Genomic DNA, 22721 nt, shown 5'->3' with positions numbered 1-22721 from the left:
GGCGTGACGGAGCGAGAGGTTACGGGCCCGGGGCGTGCCGCGACACGGCGCGCTTACCGGGTCGGTCAGCGGTAGACCTTGCCCGGTTCGGGTACCCCCGGGGCCATCAGCTGGGAGACGGTGACGAAGGTGTACCCGTCGGCCTTCAGCGCCTCGATGATGCCGGGGACGGCCGGGACGGTGCCCTCGTAGATGTCGTGCAGCAGGATGATGCCGTCGCGGTCGACCTGGTCCAGGACGCGTTCGGTGATCAGGTCCGAGTCGTTGGTCGAGTAGTCCTTGGCCGTGACGGACCACAGGACCTGCGCCAGGCCCAGTTCCTCGCAGACCTCGGCGACCGTGTCGTCGGTGCGGCCCTGCGGCGGGCGCATGAGGGTCGGGGTCTGCCCGGTGAGTTCCTCGATGGCCTCGTTGGTGCGCAGCAGCTGGTCGCGCACCTCGTCCCGGTCCACCTCGGTGAGGCGGGGGTGGGTCCAGGTGTGGTTGGCCAGCTCGTGCCCTTCCTCGGCCGAGCGCACCACGAGTTCGGGATAGGTGTCGATGTGCTTCTTGCCGAGCAGGAAGAGCGTCGCGGGGACCTCCTCCTCGGCCAGGATGTCCAGCAGTTCGGCCGTGTACGGTCCGGGGCCGGCGTCGAAGGTGAGGGCGACGCACTTGGCCTCGCGGCAGTCCACCGAGCCGAACGCGCCGCCGGACTTCTCGTCGGCCTTGTCGCGCACACTCTCGGGCGATATCCGCTCCGCCGAGCAGCCGGTCAGGGCGAGCGTCACGGTCAGGGTCAGGGCCGCCGCGACGGCGGTCGCCGGCTTGTTGAGTCGCATGGAACGGGAATCCCCCAGGTGGAACGGTCGTCTTCTCCCCCACGCCCGGGCCTGCCGGACGATCGAACAACTATACGTCCCGTGTATAGCGGCACCGCGGGCGGGACGCCTTACCGCTCCGCCGGATCCCCTCGGGTACCCACCGGGGGTACCCCTGTAGGATGGCGGGCGTGAACCGGGTCCGTGGCGCGCTGCTGATCCTGGCGGTACTCGCCGGGGTGTTCGCCATGCACGCGCTCGCGCCGGGGGTCGTCATCTCCCCCGCGCATCACACGGAGGCCGCCGCGCCCGCGCACGACGCCGGTGGCGCGGCGCATCTCGACCACGCGGACCCGGACTGTGTGGCGGGTGGGGTCGGCGGGACGCCGATCCCGGTCGGCGCCGGGGCGGAAGCAGCCGGCGCAGCCATGGTGCACCCGGTCTTCGTCGCGCCGCCGACAGCCGGTCGCGGACCGCCCAATGGGGCACCGCCTTCCCTGAGTTCTCTGCAGTCGCTGCGCATATAGGCGCGTCGTGCACCGACGCGTCCAACACCTCAGCACTGCACAGAAAGCTGTTTCTCCACCATGACCTCGTACCGTTTCGCGGCGCGGGCGCTCAGCGCCGCCGCCGTCACCTCCGCCTTGCTGTTCACCGCCGGCTGCGGGAGCGATTCCGATGAGCCGGGCGGACATTCCCAGCACGGTGGCGCGCCGGTCTCCGACGCCTTCAACGCGGCGGATCTCGCCTTCGTCCAGGGCATGATCCCGCACCACGAGCAGGCCATCGAGATGTCCGAACTCGCCGCCGAGCGCGCCGGATCGGATGCGGTGCGGGATCTCGCCGCCGTCATCGAACAGGCCCAGGGGCCGGAGATCGACACGCTCCGGTCCTGGCTGTCCGACTGGGACGCCGAGCCGGCGGACCACAGTGGGCACGACATGACCGGCATGATGTCGGAAGAGGACATGGGAGAGCTGGAAAGCTCCTCCGGCGCGGAATTCGACGCCGCTTTCCTGCGCCTGATGATCGTGCACCACGAGGGCGCGGTCGAGATGGCGCGGGAGCTGGAGCAGCACGGGTCCTTCGCGCCCGCCCTGGAGATGGCGCAGGACATCATCTCCTCCCAGTCCGCTGAAATCGATCAGATGACCGAACTTCTGAACTGATATTCGCACCCGAGGGGTGGGCGATCCGAAATCCGGAACGCCCACCCCTTTTGTATGACCGGTAGCGCGCAAAGGTGCTCCGCGCGCCCCCCGCGTAACCCTATTGGCCTATTCGATCTTCATAAGGCAGGCTTCAACCGCGCAGCCGCAACACACAATCCCCATAAACACCTACGGGGCTGTCATCGGCCTGCGCCTGTCCACAAGGGGGGTTCTCGTTCCGCGTTCCACCATGCCGTTCGTCATCGGCATTCGCATATCTGTTCTTCAGATTTTTCTGTCCTTACCGCGGCGCTGTCCCCCAACGGGCTGACCGGGATTCCCGCTCGAATCGCCTGATCCGCCCCCACGCGCCATCACCCAAGGATTCTCACGATGGATTCCATGCACCACCCTGCCCCCGTCCCCGTACCCGAAGTCCCCGCGCCCGTCCCGTCCCAGGACGACGCGTTCGCCATCGTCGGCATCGGCTGCCGGCTGCCCGGCGGCGCCAGCGACTACCGGACCTTCTGGCGCAACCTCCTCGACGGCAAGGACTGCATCACCGACACCCCCGCCGACCGCTACGACACCCACACCCTGGGCAGCGGCGACAAGGCCAAGCCCGGCCGGCTGGTCGGCGGACGCGGTGGATACATCGACGGCTTCGACGAGTTCGACCCCGCCTTCTTCGGCATCAGCCCGCGCGAGGCCGAGCACATGGACCCCCAGCAGCGGAAGCTCCTGGAGGTCGCCTGGGAGGCGCTGGAGGACGGCGGCCTCAAGCCCGCCGAGCTGGCCGGCACCGATGTCGGGGTGTACGTCGGGGCGTTCACCCTCGACTACAAGATCCTGCAGTTCGCCGACCTCGGCTTCGAGACCCTGGCCGCGCACACCGCCACCGGCACCATGATGACGATGGTGTCCAACCGGATCTCGTACTGCTTCGACTTCCGCGGACCCTCGGTCTCCGTCGACACCGCGTGCAGCGGCTCCCTGGTCGCCGTCCACCTCGCCTGCCAGAGCCTGCGCCGCGGCGAGACCTCCGTCGCCCTGGCCGGCGGCACCCTGCTGCACATGGCGCCGCAGTACACCATCGCCGAGACCAAGGGCGGGTTCCTCTCCCCCGACGGCCGCTCCCGCGCCCTGGACGCCTCCGCCAACGGCTATGTACGCGCCGAGGGCGTCGGCATGGTCGCCATCAAGCGCCTCACGGACGCGCAGCGCGACGGCGACCCCATCCACGCCGTCATCATCGGCAGCGGCGTCAACCAGGACGGCCGCACCAACGGCATCACCGTGCCCAACCCCGACGCGCAGGTCGCCCTGATCGAGCGGGTCTGCGCCGCCGCCGGCGTCACCCCCGGCAGCCTGCAGTACGTCGAGGCGCACGGCACCTCCACCCCCGTCGGCGACCCGCTGGAGGCCAACGCCCTCGGCCGCGCGCTCTCCATCGGCCGCGAGCCGGGCGCCAGGACGTACGTCGGCTCGGTGAAGACCAACATCGGGCACACCGAGTCCGCCGCCGGCATCGCCGGGCTGATCAAGACGGTGCTCAGCCTCAAGCACAAGGTCATCCCGCCGCACATCAACCTGGAGAAGCTCAACCCGCAGATCGACGAGGCGTCCCTGCCGTACGAGATCCCCCGCGAGCCCACCCCCTGGCCCGAGCACAGCGGGCCGGCCCGGGCCGGCGTCAACTCCTTCGGCTTCGGCGGGACCAACGCCCACGTCCTGCTCCAGGAGGCACCGCCGACCGTCGAGGAGCCCGCGCCACCGGCCACCGACGGGTACTCCGTACTGCCGCTCAGCGCCCGCGACCCCGAAGCCTTTCCCGCCATCGCCACCGGCCTGCGCGAACGGCTCGCCGAGGGCCTGCCGCTCGGCGACGCCGCCTACACCCTCGCCCACCGGCGGCAGCATCTGGAGCAGCGGCTGTCCGTCGTGTACGACTCCCCCGAGGCCCTCGACGAGGTGCTCGGCGCCGTCGCCCGCGGCGAGAGCCACCCGCGTGCGGTCGCCGGCACCCAGCGCGAGGGCCTGGACCGCAGGCTGGTGTGGGTCTTCACCGGAATGGGCCCGCAGTGGTGGGCCATGGGCCGCCAGTTGTACGCGAGCGAGCCCGTCTACCGCGAGGTCATCGACCGCTGCGACCAGGAGATCGCCGCGCTCACCGGCTGGTCCCTCACCCAGGAGCTGAACGCCGACGAGGCCGACTCCCGAATGAGCGAGACCTGGCTCGCCCAGCCCGCCAACTTCGCCGTCCAGATCGCCCTGGCCGCCCTGTGGCGCAGCAAGGGGATCCAGCCCGACGCCGTCACCGGGCACAGCACCGGTGAGGTGGCCGCGTTCTACGAGGCCGGGGTGTACACCCTCCCCGAGGCCGTGAAGATCGTGGTGCACCGCAGCCGGCTCCAGCAGAAGCTCATCGGCACCGGCTCCATGCTCGCCGTCAGCCTCACCGAGGCGGAGGCCGCCCGCCGGGTGCGCCCGCACGGCGACCGGGTCTCCATCGCCGCCGTCAACAGCCCCACCTCCATCACCCTGGCCGGGGACACCGAGGCGCTGGAGGTGATCGCCGCCGAGCTGGGCGCCGAGGACATCTTCGCCCGCTTCCTGGAGGTCGGCGTCCCGTACCACAGCCCCCGCATGGAGCTGATCAAGGACGAGCTGCTGACCTCGCTCGCCGATCTCAAGCCGCAGCAGGCGAAGTTGCCGCTGTACCTCACCGCGCTGCCGGGCACCGTCGCGCAGGGCACGGAGCTGGACGCCGACTACTGGTGGCGCAATGTGCGCGAGGCCGTGCACTTCCGGGCCGCCGTGGACCGGCTGCTGGACGACGGCTACGGCGTCTTCCTGGAGATCGGCCCGCACCCCGTGCTCGCCCACTCCCTGCGCGAGTGCTGCGAGGCCCGCGACGCGCACAGCGTGACCCTGGCCTCCATCCGCCGCAAGGCCGACGAGCGCGAACGCCTCACCCTGTCGCTCGCCGCGCTGCACAGCCTCGGCTTCGCCGTGGACTGGCACGCCCTGCACCCCGCCGGGCGCCCGGCCGAGCTGCCGCGCTACCCGTTCCGGCGCGACCGCTACTGGGTCGAGCCGGCCCCGGTCGCGCAGATCCGGCTCGGCCACCGCGACCACCCGCTGCTGGGCCGCCGCACCGCGAGCGCCGAGCCGGTGTGGGAGGTGAAGCTGGACGCGGAGGCCGCCCCGTATCTGGAGGACCACCGCATCCAGGGCACCGTGCTGTTCCCGGCCGCCGGCTATCTGGAGATGGCCGCGCAGGCCATGCGCTCGCTGACCGGTGGTGAGCACAGCACCGCCGCGCTGGCCGGCATCGAGCTGCGCAAGGCGCTGTTCCTGCCGGACGGCGAGCCGCAGACGGTGCAGTTGTCCTTCTCCTCCGACGCCGCCGCGTTCTCCATCGCCACCGTGGGCGCCGCCGGCGCCGAGCCGACCGTGCACGCCACCGGTACGGTACGGGCCGCCCAGCGCCGCCGGCTGACCGCGCCGCTGGACACCGTCGCCGTCCGGGCCCGCGCCGCCCGCCACCTGAGCGGCCCCGACTGCTACGCCGAACTGGCCGCCCTCGGCTACCACTACGGCCCCGCCTTCCAGGGCATCGAGGAGGTGTGGATCGGCGAGGGCGAGGCCCTGGCCCGGATCCGGCCGCCGCAGGGGCTCGCCCCGGACGCGGCGGCGCACCACATGCATCCGGTGCTGCTCGACTCCTGCTTCCAGTCGCTGCTGACCCCGCAGTTGCTCACCGCGCCCGCCGGGCCCGGAGGCACCGGCATCCGACTGCCGCTGTCCATCGCCGAGGTACGGCTGGACCCGGTCGGCGACCGCGAACTGTGGGTGCACGCCACCGTCACCGGCGACGACGAGGACGAACTCACCGGTGACATCGCCGTGTACGACGGCGCCGACGGTACGCCGCTGGGCCGCGTCGCCGGCTTCCGCGCCGCCGATGTGGAGAAGGCCGCCACCACCGTGGGGCTGTCCACCATCGACAGCTGGCTCACCGAACCGAGCTGGGTGCCGTGCCCACTGCCCGAAGCGGCGTCCGCTGCGCCGGCGGCCGGGCGGCACGTACTGTTCGCCGACGCGGGCGGGGTCGCGCAGCGGCTGGCCGCGCTGATCGGCGAGGCCGGCGGCGAGGCCCATCTGGTGCGGCCCGGTGCCGCGTACGGCCTGGACCGCACGGCGAGGACCGCCACCGTCGTCCCCGGATCCGCGGATGACCTGCGGCGGTTGCTCACCGATCTCGGCCGGGTGGACGGCGTCGTCCACCTGTGGAACCTGGACCGGCCGGCGCTGGCCGACGCGCCGCGCGGACGGTTCGCGGACATCGCCTCCACCGGCGCGTACGCCCTGATCGCCCTCACCCAGGCGCTGCTCGCCGACCCGGAGCGGCACGGCGGCACCCCGGTGCACATCGTCACCAGAGCCGCCCAGTGCGTGGTCCCCGGTGAGCCGGTGGAGCCGCTGGGCGCGCCCGCCTGGGGCATCGGTCGGGTGCTGTGGCAGCAGGAACTGGCCGGGCGCGGCGGCAAGCTGATCGACCTGGCGCCCGACGGCGGCGTCGAGGAGGACGCGTACGCGCTGCTGCGCGAGCTGGCCGACCCCACCGGCGCGGCCGAGCGCGAGGACGAGATCGCGCTGCGCGCCGGGGAGCGGCACACCAGCCGGCTGGTGGCCGCCGAGGGGCTGAGCAGGCCGCTGCCGCTGCGGCTGCGCCCGGACGGCAGCTATCTGGTGACCGGCGCGTTCGGCGCGCTCGGCAGGCTGCTGTGCCGCACGCTGGTCAGGCGCGGGGCGCGGCGGCTGATCCTGGTGGGCCGCACCCGGCTGCCGGAGCGCGAGCGCTGGGCCGACCAGGACCCGCACTCGCCCGCCGGGCGGCATGTGGCCTTCCTCAAGGAGCTGGAGGCGCTGGGCGCGCAGCCGATTCTCGCGCCGCTGGACATCACCGACGAGGACGCGCTGGCCGGCTGGCTCGCCGGGTACCGGCGCGCCCAGGGGCCGCCGATCCGCGGGGTGTTCCATCTCGCCGGGCAGGTGCGCGACACCCTGGTGCCCGAGATGGACCGGGAGGTGTTCGACGCCGTCCACGACCCAAAGGTGGTGGGCGCGGCGCTGCTGCACCGGCAGCTGAGCGGCGAACCGCTGGAGCACTTCGTGCTGTTCGCCTCGGTCGCGGCCTGGCTGACGACGGCCGGGCAGACCAACTACGCGGCGGGGAACGCCTTCCTGGACGCGCTGGCGCACCACCGCCGCGCGCAGGGGCTGCCGGCGCTGGCGCTGGACTGGGGCCCGTGGGCGACCGGCATGATCGAGGAACTGGGCCTGATCGACCACTACCGCAACAGCCGGGGCATGTCCTCGCTGGCGCCCGAGGCGGGCATGGCGGTGCTGGAGCGGGTCATCGGGCAGGACCGGGCGCAGCTGCTGGTGGCCACGGTCGTGGACTGGCCGGTGTTCATGTCCTGGTACGCGGCGCCGCCGCGGCTGGTCACGGAGCTGGCGGCCACCGCCCAGGGCCCGGGGTCCGAGGGCGACGGCAGTTTCCTGGACGCGTTCCGGGAGGCGACCGCGGACAAGCGGCGGCTGCTGCTGACCGAGCGGTTCACGACGCTGGTGGCGGGTGTGCTGCGGGTGCGGGCCGAGCAGGTGGATCCGGCGGTCAGCCTGAACCTGCTGGGGCTCGACTCGCTGCTGGCGATGGAGCTGCGGGCCCGGGTGGTGGCCGAGGTGGGCATCGCGCTGCCGGTGGTGGCGCTGCTGTCCAGCGCGCCGGCCGGGGACCTGATCACCCAGTTGCACGAGGGCCTGGAGGAGTTGCTGGCCGAGGAGGGCAGCGGCGCCGCGGTGACGGCGGTGGAGCGCTTCGAGGACGAGGCCGAGTTCCCGCTGACGCAGAACCAGAAGGCGCTGTGGTTCCTGAAGCAGCTGAACCCGGACGGCTTCGCGTACAACATCGGCGGCGCCGTCGAGGTGCGGGTCGAGCTGGACCCGGACCTGATGTTCGAGGCGTTCCGCCGGCTGCTGGCCCGGCATCCCGTGCTGCGGGCGAACTTCCTGCTGGTGGAGGGGCAGGCGGTGCAGCGGATCTCCCCGGAGATCAAGGAGGACATCGCGCTCTTCGATGTCGAGGACCGCGCGTGGGACGACATCTACCGGATGATCATCGAGGAGTACCGCAAGCCGTACGACCTGGCGACCGATCCGCTGATCCGGTTCCGCCTCTTCCGGCGCGGCCCGGACCGCTGGGTCATCACCAAGGCCGTCCACCACATCATCTCGGACGCCATCTCCACCTTCACCTTCATCGAGGAACTGCTGTCCCTGTACGAGGGGCTGCGGCAGGGCCACGACGTCGAACTGCCGCCGGTGTCCGCCCGCTACCTGGACTTCCTCAACTGGCAGAACGCGTTCCTGGCCGGCCGCGAGGCGCAGAAGATGCTCGCGTACTGGCGGGGGCAGCTGCCGGACGAGGTGCCGGTGCTGGCGCTGCCCACCGACAAACCGCGCCCGGCGGTGCTCACCCACAATGGGGCGTCCGAGTTCTTCGCGCTGGACGCGGAGTTGAGCGCCCGGGTGCACGCGCTGGCGCGGGAGCACAACGTCACCGTCTTCATGGTGCTGCTGAGCGCGTACTACCTTCTGCTGCACCGCTATTCGGGGCAGGACGACATCATCGTCGGCTCCCCCGTCACCGGCCGCACCCAGGAGGAGTTCGGCTCCGTCTACGGGTACTTCGTGAACCCGCTGCCGCTGCACGCCTCGCTGGCCGGTGACCCCACGGTCGCCGAGTTGCTGGACCAGGTGCGCACCACGGTGCTGGGCGGCCTGGACCACCAGGAGTACCCGTTCACGCTGCTGGTGGAGCAGCTGGGGCTGGCCCACGACCCGAGCCGGTCGGCGGTCTTCCAGGCGATGTTCATCCTGCTGCACCACAAGGTAGCCACCGAGAAGTACGGCTACAAGCTGGAGTACATCGAGCTGCCCGAGGAGGAGGGCCAGTTCGATCTGACGCTGTCCGCGTACGAGGAGGAGGCGGACGGGCGGTTCCACTGTGTCTTCAAGTACAACACCGACCTCTTCGAGGCGGAGACGGTCCGGCGGCTCGCCGGGCACTACACCCAGCTGCTGAAGTCGCTGACCGCGGCGCCCGCCGACGCCGCCACCGGTGGACTGCGGATGCTGTCGGGCGGCGAGCGGGAGCGGATCCTCACCGAGTGGAGCGGGGCAGGACAGCGCGGGGAGGACGCGCCGGTGCCGGTGCACCGGCTGATCGCCGAGGCGGCGCACCGTACCCCGCAGGCGATCGCGGTGGCCGCGCCCGCCGAGAGCGGGGAGACCCGCCGGCTGACGTACGGCGAACTGGAGGAGCGCGCCGGCGAACTGGCCGGGCGGCTGCGGGCGCGCGGCGTGCGCGAGGGCACCGTCGTCGCGCTGTGCCTGGAGAAGTCGCCCGAGCTGATCACCGCTCTGCTGGCGGTCCTCAAGGCGGGCGGCGCCTATCTGCCGCTGGACCCGGACTATCCCGCCGACCGGCTCGCGTACATGGTGCGCAACGCCGGGGCCACGCTGGTGATCGGCGGGACGGGCGGCGCGGCCGAGGGGCTGCCGGGCACCGTGGTCACCCTGGAGGAACTGCTCGCGGGCGAGGCCGGCGAAGCAGGTCTGGACGCCGAGCCGGGGCCCGACTCCCCCGCCTACGTCATCTACACCTCGGGCTCCACCGGGCGTCCCAAGGCGGTCGCGGTCAGCCACCGCAACCTGGCCTCCGTGTACGCCGGATGGCGTGACGCCTACCGTCTGGAGGAGGGCGGCATCCGGGTCCATCTCCAGATGGCCAGCCCCTCCTTCGACGTCTTCACCGGCGACCTGACCCGCGCCCTGTGCTCGGGCGGCACGCTGGTGCTGGTCGGCCGGGAGCTGCTGTTCAACACGGCCCGGCTGTACGAGACGATGCGCGCCGAACAGGTGGACTGCGGCGAGTTCGTGCCCGCCGTGGTGCGCACCCTGGTGCGGCACTGCGAGGACACCGGGGCCCGGCTGGACTTCCTGCGGCTGCTGATCGTGGGCTCGGACTCCTGGAAGGCCGAGGAGTACGAGCGGCTGCGCGCGCTGGGCGCGCAGCGGCTGGTGAACTCGTACGGGCTCACCGAGGCCACCATCGACAGCGCCTGGTTCGAGGGTCCCGCGGATGACCTGGAGGGCGGCCGGATGGTGCCCATCGGGCGGCCGTTCCCGGGCAGCGCGCTGTACATCCTGGACTCGCGCGGCGAGCCGGTGCCGCCCGGTGTCCCCGGCGAACTGTGGATCGGCGGCACCGGGGTGGCGCTCGGCTACCTCGGCGACGAGGCGCTGACCGGGGAGCGGTTCCTCACCCGCGCCCTGGCCGGCGACGCTCCGGTACGGCTGTACCGCACCGGTGACCTCGCGCGCTGGGACGCGGCCGGCACCGTCCATCTGCTGGGCCGGGCCGACTCGCAGATCAAGGTGCGCGGGCACCGCATCGAGATCGGGGAGATCGAGTCGCACCTGGCGGCCTGCCCCGAGCTGGCCCAGGCGCAGGTCACCGTGCGGCCGGACGCGGGCGGCGAGAACGTGCTGTGCGCGTACGGGGTGGCGGCACCGGGCGCCACGCTGGAGTGGCGCGAGGTGCGCCGGCGCCTGGCGGACTATCTGCCGACGTTCATGATCCCCACCCACTTCACCGAGCTGCCGGCCCTGCCGCTCACCCCGAACGGCAAGGTGGACGTGGCGGCGCTGCCCGCCCCGCGCACCGGCGACGGCGCGGACGGGCCGGTGTACGAGCCCCCCGTCACGCTGTACGAGACCCGGATGGCCGAGCACTGGCAGCGGCTGCTGGGCATCGAGGCCCCCGGGCCCGGTCTGGGCCACGACTTCTTCGAGACCGGCGGCAGCTCCATCCGGCTGATCGAGCTGATCTACCACCTGCAGGCCGAGTTCGGGATCTCCATCCCGGTCAGCCGGCTGTTCCAGGTGACGACGCTGCACGGCATGGCCAAGACGGTCGAGCGGATCGTCACCGGGGAGATCGAGGGGTCGCTGCCGTATCTGCGGTTCAACGAGAACGCCGCGGCGGGCACGGTGTTCTGCTTCCCGCCGGCCGGCGGTCACGGCCTGGTCTACCGGGAGTTCGCGGCGCGGCTGCCGGAGTTCGAGTTCCTCGCCTTCAACTACCTGATGGGCGAGGACAAGGTGAGCGGGTACGCCGACCTGGTGGCCGGGCACCGGCCGGAGGGCGAGATCGACCTGCTCGGCTACTCGCTGGGCGGCAACCTCGCCTTCGAGGTCGCCAAGGAGCTGGAGCGGCGCGGCCGCACCGTGCGCCACATCGTCATCATGGACTCGCTTCGGGTGACGGAGTCCTACGAGCTGGGTCCGGAGCACCTGGCCGTCTTCGAGCGCGAGCTGGCCGAGCATCTGCGCAAGCACACCGGCTCGGCACTGGTCGCGGAGAAGACGCGCGAACAGGCCAAGGACTACCTGGAGTTCACCGGCCGCACCGCCAACCCCGGCACCACCGGTGCCCGGATCGCGGTGATCAGTGACGAGGAGAACGCGGCCGCGTACGACAGCGGCGCCGAGGGCAGCTGGCACGGCGCCTCCCGTACCGGAACCGACGTGCTGCGCGGGGTGGGCCGGCACGCCGACATGCTCGATCCGGGGACGGTCGAGCACAACGCGCGCCTGGCGCGCGGCATTCTCACCGGCGGTGATGGCGAGGTATGACGCCTTTCGTTCAGCCGGCGGTCGACACCAAGGAGCACAGCGCCATGTCATCCCCCACCACCTCCGGCACCCCGGGCAGGCAGTCGATGATCATCATCGGCGGCGGCCTGGGGGGCCTGTCCACCGGCTGCTACGCGCAGATGAACGGCTACGCGACGCGGGTCTTCGAGATGCACGAGATCCCGGGCGGTTCCTGCACCGCCTGGGAGCGCGGGGACTTCACCTTCGACTGGTGCGTCAGCTGGCTGCTGGGCAGCGGTCCCGGCAACGAGATGTACCAGATCTGGATGGAACTGGGGGCGTTGCAGGGCAAGGAGATGCGCCAGTTCGACGTCTTCAACATCGTGCGGGTGCGCGGCGGCCAGCCGGTGTACTTCTACTCCGACCCGGACCGGCTCCAGGCGCACCTGCTGGAGATCTCCCCGGCCGACGCCCGCCGCATCAAGAACTTCTGCGAGGGGGTGCGCACCTTCCAGAAGGCGCTGTCGGTCTATCCGTTCCTCAAGCCGGTGGGGCTGATGGGGCGGTGGGAGCGGTGGAAGATGCTGGCCTCGTTCCTGCCGTACTTCAACGCCATCCGCAAGTCCATCACCGAGCTGATGACGGACTACGCCGACAAGTTCCAGCACCCGGTGCTGCGCGAGGCGTTCAACTACGTGCTGTACGAGAAGCACGCCGACTTCCCCGTCCTGCCGTTCTGGTTCCAGCTGGCCTCGCACGCCAACGGCTCGGCGGGGGTGCCCGAGGGCGGCTCGCTGGAGCTGGCCCGGTCGGTGGAGCGGCGCTACCTGGGGCTCGGAGGGGAGATCACCTACAACGCCAAGGTGGAGAAGATCCTCGTCGAGCACGACAAGGCGGTGGGGGTGCGGCTCACCGACGGCCGCGAGTTCCGCGCGGACATCGTGGTGTCGGCGGCCGATCTGCACACCACCGCCATGGAGATGCTCGGCGGCCGGTACCTCAACGACACCTGGCGCAAGCTGCTCACCGAGACGATCAACGAGGTGGGCACGATCTCCCCCGGCTATGTCTCGCTGTTCCTGGGGCTGCGCCGGCCGTTCCCCGAGGGCGAGCCGTGCACGACGTACGTGCTGGAGGACAGCATGGCGGCGAAGCTCACCGGCATGCGGCATCCCAGCATGAACGTGCAGTTCCGCAGCTGCCACTACCCGGAGCTGTCGCCGCGCGAAACCACGGTCATCTTCGCCACGTACTTCTCGGAGGCCGAGCCGTGGCGGGCGCTGCGCGACGACGTGCCGGAGCAGGCGGGCCGGGTGCGGCGCGGTCAGGTGCTGCACACCCTGCCGGTGAAGCACGGCAAGGCGTACACCCAGGCCAAGCGGCAGGCGCGGATCACCATCGAGAACTTCCTGGACGAGCGGTTCCCCGGTCTCAAGGACGCGGTCGCCGTGCGGGACGTGTCCACGCCGCTGACGCAGGTGCGCTACACGGGCACCTACAACGGCGGGTTCCCCGGCTGGCAGCCGTTCGTGGACGGCGGCGAGACCGTGGAGGTGGAGATCAACAAGAACGGCCCGGTGCTGCCGGGGCTCTCCAACTTCTATCTGGCCGGGGTGTGGGTCACCGTCGGCGGACTGATCCGGGCGGTGGCCTCGGGCCGGCAGGTCACGCAGGTGATCTGCCGGGACGACGGGCGGGAGTTCACGGCCAGCGTCGACGAGAGCGCGCCGCCGCCCACCCAGGTCGCCATCGCGGTGGGCAAGCAGCCGGGCGTGCCGGATCTGGCGGCCGGGTTCCCCGCCCAGACCACCGGCGGCGACACCGCCACCGGCGCCAACAACACCGTCACATCGTCGAGGAGCGTGTAGTGCAGGTACACACATGGGTGATCGCCGAGCACATCCCGGGGGTCCCGGACACCGACCGGATCTACCGGAAGGTGACGCGGGAGTTCGATCCCGCCTCGCTGGCGGACGATCAGATGCTGCTGCGCACCCGGTACGTGTCGGTGGACCCGTATCTGGTGGGGCTCTCGCTCCAGACGCCGATCGGGGACACCGTGCGCGGTGACTCGATCATGGAGGTGGCCGTGGCGGGGCCGCGCGCCCGCTTCCAGGTCGGGGACCTGGTGCAGGGGTACGGCGGCTGGTGCAGCCATCTGGTGTCCACCGGGGGGCCCAGCGGGTGGGACGACGACGGCGCCGAGTTCGCCGTCCAGTTGCCCCCGTTCCGCAAGCTGGACCCGCGGCGGTACGACGAGGCGCTGCCGCTGTCCACTGCGCTGGGCGTGATGGGCACCCCGGGCATCACCGCGTTCGGCGCGATGAAGACGTTCCTGACCGTGGGCTCCGAGGACACGGTGGTGATCAGCGGGGCGTCCGGGACGGTGGGCACCCTGGTGGGCCAGCTCGCCAAGCGGGCCGGGGCCCGGGTGGTGGGCACCACCTCCTCGCCGGGGAAGGCCGCGTACCTGACGCAGCTGGGCTTCGACGCGGTGGTGAACTACCGGCAGGGCGACGACACGGACACGGTGCGCGAGGCCCTGGCGGCGGCGGCGCCCAACGGGGTCGACAAGTACTTCGACAACCTGGGCGGCACCGTGACGGACGCGGTGTTCACGATGCTCAACGTGCACTCCCAGGTGGCGGTGTGCTGGCAGTGGGCCACCACGGTCAACGGGGAGTGGACCGGGCCGCGGCTGCTGCCGTACATCATGTTCCCGCGCACCACGATCCGGGGCATCTTCGCCGACGAGTGGTACACGGAGGAGATGGTCGACGCGCTGCACGAGGAGGTGGGCGGGCTGATCCGCAAGGGTGAGCTGGCCTACCACCAGACCATCCACCAGGGCTTCGACGCCCTCCCGGACGCGTACCGCTCCCTGTACACCGGCCAGGAGGGCAACCGCGGCAAGGTCCTGGTCGCGCTGTAACGGCCGGCGCCCGTACGGCGACCCGACGCCATGGCCCCTTCCGCGTTCTGTGAGCGCGGAAGGGGCCAGCGGTGTGCGCTGCCGACCGCGCGGATGTGGTGTCGTGCACAGGATCGCGGTGAGGCACCCGACCTCAAGCAGGTTGTGCGGGGTCGGGGATGACGGAGAGACCCGTGAAGTCCGATGCGAGGGCGTCCATGATGATCTCGTCGCACGGCTTGCCTCGCCAGTACCCGGCCTGACGAAGTCGGCCGGCCGGTTGGAAACCCGCCTTCTCGTAGGCGCGGATCGCGGCGGCGTTCGGGGCGAGGACGGAGAGCCAGACCATCCGCAGGTTCGTGACGTGCCAGGCGTAGTCCAGAACGAGCCGGGTGGCGGCCGACCCCAGGCCGTGCCCGCGGAACTCGCTGCCGAGCATGACGACGTACTCCGCACAGCGGACGCTGTGGTCGGGCAGCAGGGTGGCCACCCCGGCCGGCGTCGGCTCACCGCCGGTGGCGAGGTCGTAGAGGGTGAAGCGGATATTGTCGCCGGCCTGCTGCCGGCGCATGCCCTCGGTCCTGGCGTCGAGACTTTCGGGGGCCTGACGGCCGTATCCGATCATGAGGGCGGGGTCCTGCTCCCACCGCCAGTAGGTCTCGACGAGGTCGGTACGGTACGGGCCGAGGCCGCACTTCTCATTGCGCAGCCACAGAATCGGGTCAGTCGGGATGCTGATGGCGGTCTCCGATGGTGAGGACGGGGGTGTAGGCGCCGGTGGACCCCGGCTCGGCGACGGTGGCGCCGTCCACAGTCTGCACCCAGGCATGGAGCCGCACCGGGTCTGGCGCGACGCCATGACACCACCGGACCCTGCGGCCCTGGGCGGATCGCCGCAGCGCTACGCGGAACGCCCCCGCGCGGTCGGGCGCCCAGCCGGTTGGCGAGTTCGGCTGCGGGTGCACCAGAGCGGTGCCCGTGCGTCCGCAGGTGACCAGATTCCGCAACGTGCCTCTCGGATGCCCAACCGGCGGGAGCTGTTTCGCTGTTCCCCGCCCCTACACGGGGGTACCGTCTGAATGTCGCGTTCAGAACGGAGGCGCCCTTATGCCGCAGTGGTCCGACTACAGCACCGGCGCGCGGATCAAGATTCTCCGGGGGAAGGAACTGCGCCAGCAGGGCCTCGCCGATATGACGGGTCTGTCACTCGTCACCATTCAGAAAGCTGAGCAGGACAAGGCGTTGTCGCTGCCCACGCTGCTGAAGATCTCGGGGGCACTGGGTGTGGACCCCAGTGTGATCCTCGGGCACCAGCCGCCCCGGCGTACGATGCACCAGGGTGACCGGACGATGATGCGGGACCTCTCCCGTGCGGTGCACGACACCCGGGCCGGGATGCTCCCGGAGACCGTCACCGAGGCCGGCGCGGACGAGGTGGAGGCCGGCATCTCACGGTGCTGGGCAGCGTATTGGCGCGGGGCGTACGCGGGGGCCGGCGCCTTGGTCACGCCGCTTCTGGTGGCGGCTGCCGCTCATCTCCGCGATCAGCCGGTGGGCCATCAGGCACGCGCATGGGGTCTGCTGTCCGACGCGTACCGCCTCGCCGCCTACGTCAGTAACCTCATGGGCAGCCGTGACCTGGCCTACGCCTCCATCGGGCACGCGCAGGAGGCCGCTCGGGAGGCAGCGGACGATCTGCGGGTGGCGTTGGTGGAGTCGGGGCGGGCCTGGGTGTACCTGCGGGACGCGCGCTTGCATGACGCGCTGGCGCTGGCGGAGAAATCGGCGGCCGACATCGAGCCACGGTTTTCCCGGGCGTCGTTGGAGGAGCTGACGGTGTACGGGTCGCACGTGAACTTCGCGGCCGTCGTCGCTTCGCGGCTGGAGGACCAGGACCGGGCCGAGCTGCATATGTCGCAGTCGCACGCGGTGGGGGCCAGGATGGGCTCGGAGTTCCGGGCTCACGGGACGCTGTTCGGGCCGGTGTCGGCGACGACGCAGGCGGTGGGGATCAACGTCGCGATGGGCTCCACCGGCACCGCGCTGGAGCTGATCAAGTCCATCAACGATGTCTCGGATCTGTCCGAGGCAGCGCAGAACCGGTACGCCATGGACAAGGCGATGGCGCAGGCCGACGCGAAAATGTGGGACGCCTCGTTGGAGACGTTGGAGGAGACGTTGGTCGCGGCGCCGGTGTGGGCGCGACACCAGGCCCTGCCGAGGGTGATCTACGAGCGGGTGAGCAAAGGGAGCACAGCCCGGTTGCGTCGGGTCGCTCAGCTCGTCGGGGCGTCGGACGAAGGAGGGGGTCCGGGGTACTTCGCTCGTGCTGATGAGCGATCAGCGCTGTAAGAGTCGTCCGCTGCGGACGACTCTCGGACGAGTGCCCCTCAGGAGTCGTCCGGAGCAGCCGACTTGAGGCCTTGTCAATTCACCGAGTCGTCCGTCTCGTTTCTTCACTGTTGCCGCTTGTAGCGGCACGGTTACGTACATGACGCGTAGTGCTCTCGCCTCGCAGCGCCGCCGCATGCTCGCGGACGCCGCCGTCGGCCAGTTCCCGGCTCCCGTATCGGTCGTGCTCTATCTGCGCGCGGCCACTCCTGCGACCGCGCGGCGGTCGCTGTCCCGGCTGGTCGCCCACGCGCAGGCCCGGCACTGGGTAATCATCGGCAGCATCACCGATTTCGCGCAGGCTCCGCCCCCCGCCGGCCCGTCTGGGTGGGAACGAGTCCAGGACCTCGTGAGCAGCGGCCAGTGCACGGGCGTCGTGGTCGCACTGGGAGAGGACGCCGGGCCGTGGCGCGAAGAGGCGCGCGGCTGGCTGATGGCTCGCGGAGCGTTTCTGTCGGTGCCGGGGCCGGACACCATGGCGACGGAACGGTGAACGGGGACCTGCCGGTCTGGATCCCCTCCCCGGGATCCGGTGCGCGGGCGGTGCCGTGTGGGCGGTGGTTCGACGCCGTGCAGGTATCCCGGACGACAGCCGCCGTGCTGCTGACCCTCGTGCCGTCGCGCGGCGTTGTGGAAGACCAGACGAACGACACGATGGCCTGGTTCATCCCCGTGAGCGCGCGTGCCGTGCCGGTCGGGGGCCTGCGGGTGCTCGGGATCGGTGACCTCGTCCACGTTCCCCCGGCGGACCGGGGGCCGCTGCGGGGCGGGGTGTGGCGCTGGGCGGCACCGCCGCGTGGTGACTGCCTGACCGACACAGCGCCGTTGTGCGCGTCGCTCGCAGCACTGGAGGGGTGCCGGGCGGAGCGCTGTGTGCGGTGTGGGGGCGTGGCGTATCCGCCGGCGGTCATCACGGCGTCCGGACCGCGCGGACGCCAGGTGTCGGTCACGGCGTGCCAGGAGCACGCCGACGATACGACTGCGTGGCTGCGCTGTGCGGCGGCGATCGCCGGTACCGAGCGGGAGCCCGGATGAGCAACCCGATGTGCGGGTTCGGGTCTGAGGCGTGCGGCGAGGTGCCGGCGCGGTTCATGCTGACGGTGGCCGTCACCCCGGCGGGGCCGGTGTACGGGTGCCCGCGGTGCGTGCGGGTGTACGAGCTGGTGCCGGTCGAGGAACAGCCGCCGGGCATGGCCGACCTGATACGACGCGAGGCCGGCGGTGACGGCTGATGGACCATTTGGCCATGGTCACGGCGATGTGCCGGGCTGCTGACGACGGGGGCCTGCCTGTCTGGGCGCACTGGAACTGCCTGGACGCACCCGCCCCCGATACCCCCAGCTACCTGCGCACGGACTGCACCTGCCGGTGCCACACGCCCGGCGGCGAGGCCGCGCTGCCTCCCGTACCGGAGGCGTACCTTGCGCAGGTACCTGCACACCGACGCCCCACCGCCGAACGAGAGGCGCAGCGGACGGATGTCGCGTGACGGCGCTCGACCTGCGGCGGTTGTCCGCACGGCAGTTGATGGGGCTGGCCTGCGCGGTGTGCGGCGCGGCCCTGCGTTCCACAGACCGGCCGCGCACGGTCGACCGGCCCTTACGGGACCGGTACGGCTACCTGTTCACCTTGTGGGCGTGCGCGCCGGTGTGCCGCCGCGCTGCGACCGTTCCACCGGCTGGCACGGACCCGGTCCGCGCCTGATCGGCAGGACCGCGCCCCCCTTCCCGCTCCGTGGACCGGATGCGCCACCCCCACACCACCCTTGTTGAGACACCCATGACTCCCCCATCCCCCACTCCGGCCCCGCAGTTGCGCGGGGCCCGCTGGTGGCACCCCGGCACCTGCACCGGCTGCCGCCGCCAGGCCCTGGTCACCTGGGCCGGGCCGCCCGAGCACGGCGGCCGGTACGTACCGAACCTGCTGTGTGCGGACTGCCTGCCCGGCAGCCGGCCCCGCCGGGTGCTGTACGTCCTGGGCACCGCCGGCCTGTTGCTCACCGCCGCCGCCTCCGTGGCGGCGGCGGTGAACGCCTGGCGCTCCCTGTGACCGCTCCCGGGGAGACGACGCTTCCTGAACTTCAGCCCACAGGCGGGGTGGTCGTCCGCAGCCAGGAGCGCGGCGTCGGCTGCGCACTGGGCATGCGCAAGCTCGGTTCACCGCCCTTCGGGCGTGTGATGTCGCTCTCGGCGCGCCGACGAGGGCCGCAATTCGCCCAACCGTCTCTCACGCCGAAGCGCGGGACCACGCGCAGCACCGCTGACGTCGGACGCTCCGATGGGCCAAGCTGCTCTACCCATGAGCACACGACCTGCATCTCCCTGCGCCGGCCGTGGGACGCTGTCGCGGGGCCCTCGACGCACAGACCGCACTCCCGCCGACGCTTCCGCAGGCCCGGCCATGTGGCCTGGAATTTGGGCTGTCCGACGCCTCGCCCGTGCCTGCCCGCCGTGCCGTATCCCGATCCGTTGGCGGTGGTCCCGGCGCGCCTTGACGGCCCGGCCGGAGGCCCGGACAGCACTCGAATAGTTCAGTCACCCTCACGCGCTGAATCCTGAGGAGAACACGGATGTGAAGCCCAGCGGCCGGCACCTGCTCCCCGTCCGGGAAGCGTGGCGCTGACGAGGCCGACCCCAGCCGGTCGACTCCATTCGCCCCCTGCTTGAGGCGGTCGTGCATGGCTCCGCTTCCACGCCGATGTTCCGGCAGAAGCGTCAACTCGACCGCTGGGTCGCCGCGCCCGGTGCGCCGGGTGCGCCCGATGCAGCCGTCGCCCGTGTTTTCCGGGTGTGGCCCGTTCGAATCAATTCTTCCTACACAATGTGCGCCCCTTGCGATTCCCAGGTAAATTTTCAGGGAACCGACCGCACTTTGACGGAAACGGAAAGGCAGACACGCCGCCGACACGCGTGCCGCGACCTGCCAGTAGACGATCAACCAGCCATGGCCTAATGGGCCACCAGTCCATTCAAGTTGAATCTTGGCACAGATCAAATAGAGGCACCTCACCCCTCGTTGATCATTTTTCGCATGCTCGCGTGGGGCGACACACCGAGGACGACTCCGTAAGGATCACGCCGTTCGAAGCGGCAAATGCTCCGGGGTCACCCGTTACGTCCTTTCCATCCGAAAGGCCAGGAGGTCACCATGTCCGACACCGAGGACGACTTCGAAATCGGAGAGAATGAAGCAAACAAAAACGATGACGACATGCAGCGTGAAATTGAGGAAGACGCGGCCTCGACGGTCACGAGCCTCTACGAAAACGTGACCGTGCAGGTGGAGACTGCGGTCAAGCAGCTGGCTCCACTCCGTCAGGATATTTCACAGCAGCTCCAAAAGGTGACGGCGTTCGATCTGCTGGACGCCCGATTTGCTCCCATGACAGAAGCGATGGAGAGGATCGCGGCACATTCGACCAGGCAGGCGGAACTCCTGGCGCTCATGGAACAGAGGGTGACGAACGTCCAGGAAATCGCCCAGCAGAAACAGAAGGGGCGCATCTTCGCCCGCTGGAAGGGCTGGGCCTACCTGTGCACGATCGTCGGGGGGACGGCCGGCCTCATCGGACTTCTCTGGGCGGTCCTGGACCACTTCGGGGTGTTCTCGTCATCGAAGGCCGCCGGTGGGGATGAGGGCGGCGGGAGCCAGCTCACGGAGGAGCAGAAGGCCGCACTCGAGCAGTTGGTCAAGTACTGGGGCGAGGTGGAAGACAGCAAGGTGTGGACCCACGCGGCGAACGTGTGCGAGAAGAACAAGCCGTCCCTTCAGGGGCAGGTTCTCATGCTGACCATGATGAAGCAGCTTCCTCCGGACCCGTCGCAGCCGTTCGTCTGGAAGGACGACGGGGACAAGGTCGACGCCGTCAAAGCCTGCGTCGCGGCCTTCAAGGCCCGCTCGCAGGCGTACAAGTCGCCTGCCCTGTACACGTTCGTCCGCGACTACCGCTACCAGGGCGAGCCGCTGTCGCGGAAGGTCGCGGCGGATGTCGTCGAGCTGGCTCTGCACCAGCTGATCCACGAGGGCAAGAAGGTCGCGAAACCGCGGCTCCATTTCCCCGACCAGCCCACCCGGGCGGAAGCCCTCATCTACGCCAGCCGCTACCTGCAGAACGCCAACATCGATGGCGCTCTCCATGGTCGGCCGGAGTTCGCCGACCAGCTCGACAAGCGCACCGGCCCGATCCCCCTGCTGGAGGCCGAGGACTTCACCGCATGGCACCAGGCCCTGCCTGACGACCAGAAGGACACGGTCACCGGCACCATCGCTCAGCCGTCGGCCTGGCAGCGGGAGTACCCCCTGCAGAACGGTGAACGACTCGTCGAGGAACGGGTCACCTCGCTCACGGAGGCATGGAACGGCAACGACCCAGACACCCTGGTCTACCTCCGCACCACCGATCAAGGACAACTCGCTGTCGTCTTCCAGGGCTCACCCCGTTACCCCCGAAGACTCACCAGGGCCGGCGCGCGTCCCACCGCCGCACCCGGCGATGCCGACAGCAGCCTGCTCGACATCGTCCAGCAGGCCACCAACACCTTCAGCATGATCTCGTTCGCCTGCGGTCCCGCCGGAGCCGTCGTGGGGGCGGGCGGGCTGATCCTGAACCTGATCATCAGCATCATCTGCCCAAAGCAGTCGATCAACCTGCCCAAGGCCATCGACCAGATCATCAAGCAGGACCTCGCCATCTTTGAGGTAAAACAGGACCTCACCAAAATCCTCACCTACACCGACTGGCTCGCCACCCAGTCCGAGTACTACGTCTCCCACAAGTACACGGACAAGGACTCGCAGACGTACAAGGCCACCCTCGACCAGCTCGGCGCCATGATCGTGGAAACCACGAGCCCCAACGCGCCCCTCCTGCAAACCCTCAGCGATCTCAGGAACGGCGACTACGAATCCTTTCCCGAGTTCAAATTTCTGGCTCTCCCCGCCTACACCTTCGGAGCGGCCATCCATCTCACCTTCCTCCAGGCCAAAATCCTCTTCAACCAGGGCCAGGACAACACCACGTGGCATTCCCCCGCCACTGCCGAGCTTGTCAACGCGGCAATTCTGCACCGCGATCACATCGCGAAACAGGACGCGGCCATCAGAGACCAGCTCTTCGGCCGAATCTACGGCCTCGACGTGGACTTCAACGGGATGAAAGTTCATGTCAATGCGCTGGAGGCTCGGGAGATTTCGCATCAGGTCTGCGGACTCTGGTGCGAGGATCACCCGTACACCATTGTCCAGGACCATCTGGCCAATTTGTTCCCGAAGCGGAGCACAGAAAACTTCTGGGCGAACTGGCCCGACACCGTCTGGAACTGCACTGGCCACGATCTCCCACGCGCCACCCTGTGGATGAAAAACTACCGAGCTGAATTGGAGGATGAGTTCCGAAAAGAATACAACTTTATTTTCGATCGAGACCGCGACTACCTCAAAGCGGTGGCTGAGATCAACAAGATCATCGACACGTACAAGCCCCTGGTACCGGATAAATAGGCCACCGTGCGTCAGCCCGCGCACGGGGTGACGGTGTCGGAGATCGGCTGATCGAAGCGGTCACGCGATCGGGCACCACCACAGTGAAGCTCGCGGTGCTCCCGCGAAACGCGTCCGCCATCGCCCTCTACCGACGCAACGGGTTCGTAGCCACCGAAGAGTTGGGGGAGCTGTTGCCCGACGGCGTAACCAGGGAGCAGGTGTGGGCCAGGAGACTTCCCTGATCCGCGTCACTTCCAG

At 70.1% G+C, this 22721-nt stretch carries 16 protein-coding genes; 13 read left to right on the top strand and 3 right to left on the bottom strand.

The window, feature by feature from the left end; translation table 11 throughout:
• Positions 1 to 65: 65 nt before the first annotated feature.
• Positions 66 to 821, bottom strand: a complete 756-nt coding sequence (locus tag ACTFAP_RS21350) for a polysaccharide deacetylase family protein (protein WP_030733543.1) — start codon at positions 819 to 821, stop codon at positions 66 to 68.
• A gap of 170 nt (positions 822 to 991) precedes the next feature.
• Here ACTFAP_RS21350 and ACTFAP_RS21345 point away from each other — a divergent pair, with 170 nt between their 5' ends.
• The 5 genes from ACTFAP_RS21345 (at position 992) to ACTFAP_RS21325 (ending at position 14612) form a co-directional block, all read left to right on the top strand.
• Entirely contained in the window at positions 992 to 1327 is a 336-nt protein-coding gene (locus ACTFAP_RS21345) for a DUF6153 family protein (protein ID WP_400010698.1), read from the top strand.
• Positions 1328 to 1387: 60 nt separating this feature from the next.
• Complete coding sequence (locus ACTFAP_RS21340; RefSeq protein WP_495681949.1) at positions 1388 to 1969, top strand: DUF305 domain-containing protein; 582 nt, start codon at positions 1388 to 1390, stop codon at positions 1967 to 1969.
• Between the two features lie 384 nt (positions 1970 to 2353).
• On the top strand, positions 2354 to 11719 hold the full coding sequence (locus ACTFAP_RS21335) for an amino acid adenylation domain-containing protein (protein WP_500467150.1): 9366 nt from the start codon (positions 2354 to 2356) through the stop codon (positions 11717 to 11719).
• Positions 11720 to 11763: 44 nt separating this feature from the next.
• Positions 11764 to 13548, top strand: a complete 1785-nt coding sequence (locus tag ACTFAP_RS21330) for an FAD-dependent oxidoreductase (RefSeq protein ID WP_495681947.1) — start codon at positions 11764 to 11766, stop codon at positions 13546 to 13548.
• Positions 13548 to 14612, top strand: a complete 1065-nt coding sequence (locus ACTFAP_RS21325) for an MDR family NADP-dependent oxidoreductase (RefSeq protein WP_500467149.1) — start codon at positions 13548 to 13550, stop codon at positions 14610 to 14612. The genes ACTFAP_RS21330 and ACTFAP_RS21325 overlap by 1 nt, the downstream gene beginning before the upstream one ends.
• A gap of 133 nt (positions 14613 to 14745) precedes the next feature.
• Here ACTFAP_RS21325 and ACTFAP_RS21320 read toward each other — a convergent pair whose 3' ends face one another.
• Positions 14746 to 15300: a GNAT family N-acetyltransferase gene (locus tag ACTFAP_RS21320; RefSeq protein ID WP_500469528.1), complete on the bottom strand. Its 555-nt coding sequence runs from the start codon at positions 15298 to 15300 to the stop codon at positions 14746 to 14748.
• A 13-nt stretch (positions 15301 to 15313) separates the two neighbouring features.
• A complete protein-coding gene (locus ACTFAP_RS21315; protein ID WP_500469526.1) occupies positions 15314 to 15556 on the bottom strand; it encodes a lasso peptide biosynthesis B2 protein in 243 nt (80 codons plus the stop codon).
• A gap of 142 nt (positions 15557 to 15698) precedes the next feature.
• Here ACTFAP_RS21315 and ACTFAP_RS21310 point away from each other — a divergent pair, with 142 nt between their 5' ends.
• The 8 genes from ACTFAP_RS21310 to ACTFAP_RS21275 all read left to right on the top strand — a co-directional run bounded on the left by ACTFAP_RS21310 (position 15699) and on the right by ACTFAP_RS21275 (position 22705).
• A complete protein-coding gene (locus tag ACTFAP_RS21310) occupies positions 15699 to 16943 on the top strand; it encodes a helix-turn-helix domain-containing protein (protein WP_500467148.1) in 1245 nt (414 codons plus the stop codon).
• A gap of 139 nt (positions 16944 to 17082) precedes the next feature.
• Positions 17083 to 17475: a hypothetical protein gene (locus ACTFAP_RS21305; protein ID WP_500467147.1), complete on the top strand. Its 393-nt coding sequence runs from the start codon at positions 17083 to 17085 to the stop codon at positions 17473 to 17475.
• 77 nt (positions 17476 to 17552) lie between these two features.
• Complete coding sequence (locus tag ACTFAP_RS21300) at positions 17553 to 18017, top strand: hypothetical protein (protein WP_500467146.1); 465 nt, start codon at positions 17553 to 17555, stop codon at positions 18015 to 18017.
• A complete protein-coding gene (locus tag ACTFAP_RS21295) occupies positions 18014 to 18214 on the top strand; it encodes a hypothetical protein (RefSeq protein ID WP_500467145.1) in 201 nt (66 codons plus the stop codon). The genes ACTFAP_RS21300 and ACTFAP_RS21295 overlap by 4 nt, the downstream gene beginning before the upstream one ends.
• Positions 18215 to 18467: 253 nt before the next feature.
• Positions 18468 to 18686, top strand: a complete 219-nt coding sequence (locus ACTFAP_RS21290; protein WP_500467144.1) for a hypothetical protein — start codon at positions 18468 to 18470, stop codon at positions 18684 to 18686.
• A gap of 75 nt (positions 18687 to 18761) precedes the next feature.
• Entirely contained in the window at positions 18762 to 19031 is a 270-nt protein-coding gene (locus ACTFAP_RS21285; protein WP_500467143.1) for a hypothetical protein, read from the top strand.
• A 1098-nt stretch (positions 19032 to 20129) separates the two neighbouring features.
• Entirely contained in the window at positions 20130 to 22481 is a 2352-nt protein-coding gene (locus ACTFAP_RS21280; protein WP_500467142.1) for a hypothetical protein, read from the top strand.
• Positions 22478 to 22705 (top strand): GNAT family N-acetyltransferase, encoded by a 228-nt coding sequence (locus ACTFAP_RS21275; RefSeq protein ID WP_500469524.1) that lies wholly within the window; start codon positions 22478 to 22480, stop codon positions 22703 to 22705. The genes ACTFAP_RS21280 and ACTFAP_RS21275 overlap by 4 nt, the downstream gene beginning before the upstream one ends.
• Positions 22706 to 22721: the final 16 nt, after the last annotated feature.

This window comes from Streptomyces sp. PH9007 (genome assembly GCF_059813725.1).
This window is presented reverse-complemented; position numbering and strand designations above follow the sequence as displayed.

What these genes read in the sequence shown, in the direction of transcription:
- ACTFAP_RS21350 (WP_030733543.1), bottom strand. Translation starts at nt 821, where the DNA reads ATGCGACTCAACAAGCCGGCGACCGCCGTCGCGGCGGCCCTGACCCTG.
- ACTFAP_RS21340 (WP_495681949.1), top strand. Translation starts at nt 1,388, where the DNA reads ATGACCTCGTACCGTTTCGCGGCGCGGGCGCTCAGCGCCGCCGCCGTC.
- ACTFAP_RS21335 (WP_500467150.1), top strand. Translation starts at nt 2,354, where the DNA reads ATGCACCACCCTGCCCCCGTCCCCGTACCCGAAGTCCCCGCGCCCGTC.
- ACTFAP_RS21330 (WP_495681947.1), top strand. Translation starts at nt 11,764, where the DNA reads ATGTCATCCCCCACCACCTCCGGCACCCCGGGCAGGCAGTCGATGATC.
- ACTFAP_RS21310 (WP_500467148.1), top strand. Translation starts at nt 15,699, where the DNA reads ATGCCGCAGTGGTCCGACTACAGCACCGGCGCGCGGATCAAGATTCTC.
- ACTFAP_RS21305 (WP_500467147.1), top strand. Translation starts at nt 17,083, where the DNA reads ATGACGCGTAGTGCTCTCGCCTCGCAGCGCCGCCGCATGCTCGCGGAC.
- ACTFAP_RS21295 (WP_500467145.1), top strand. Translation starts at nt 18,014, where the DNA reads ATGAGCAACCCGATGTGCGGGTTCGGGTCTGAGGCGTGCGGCGAGGTG.
- ACTFAP_RS21285 (WP_500467143.1), top strand. Translation starts at nt 18,762, where the DNA reads ATGACTCCCCCATCCCCCACTCCGGCCCCGCAGTTGCGCGGGGCCCGC.
- ACTFAP_RS21280 (WP_500467142.1), top strand. Translation starts at nt 20,130, where the DNA reads ATGTCCGACACCGAGGACGACTTCGAAATCGGAGAGAATGAAGCAAAC.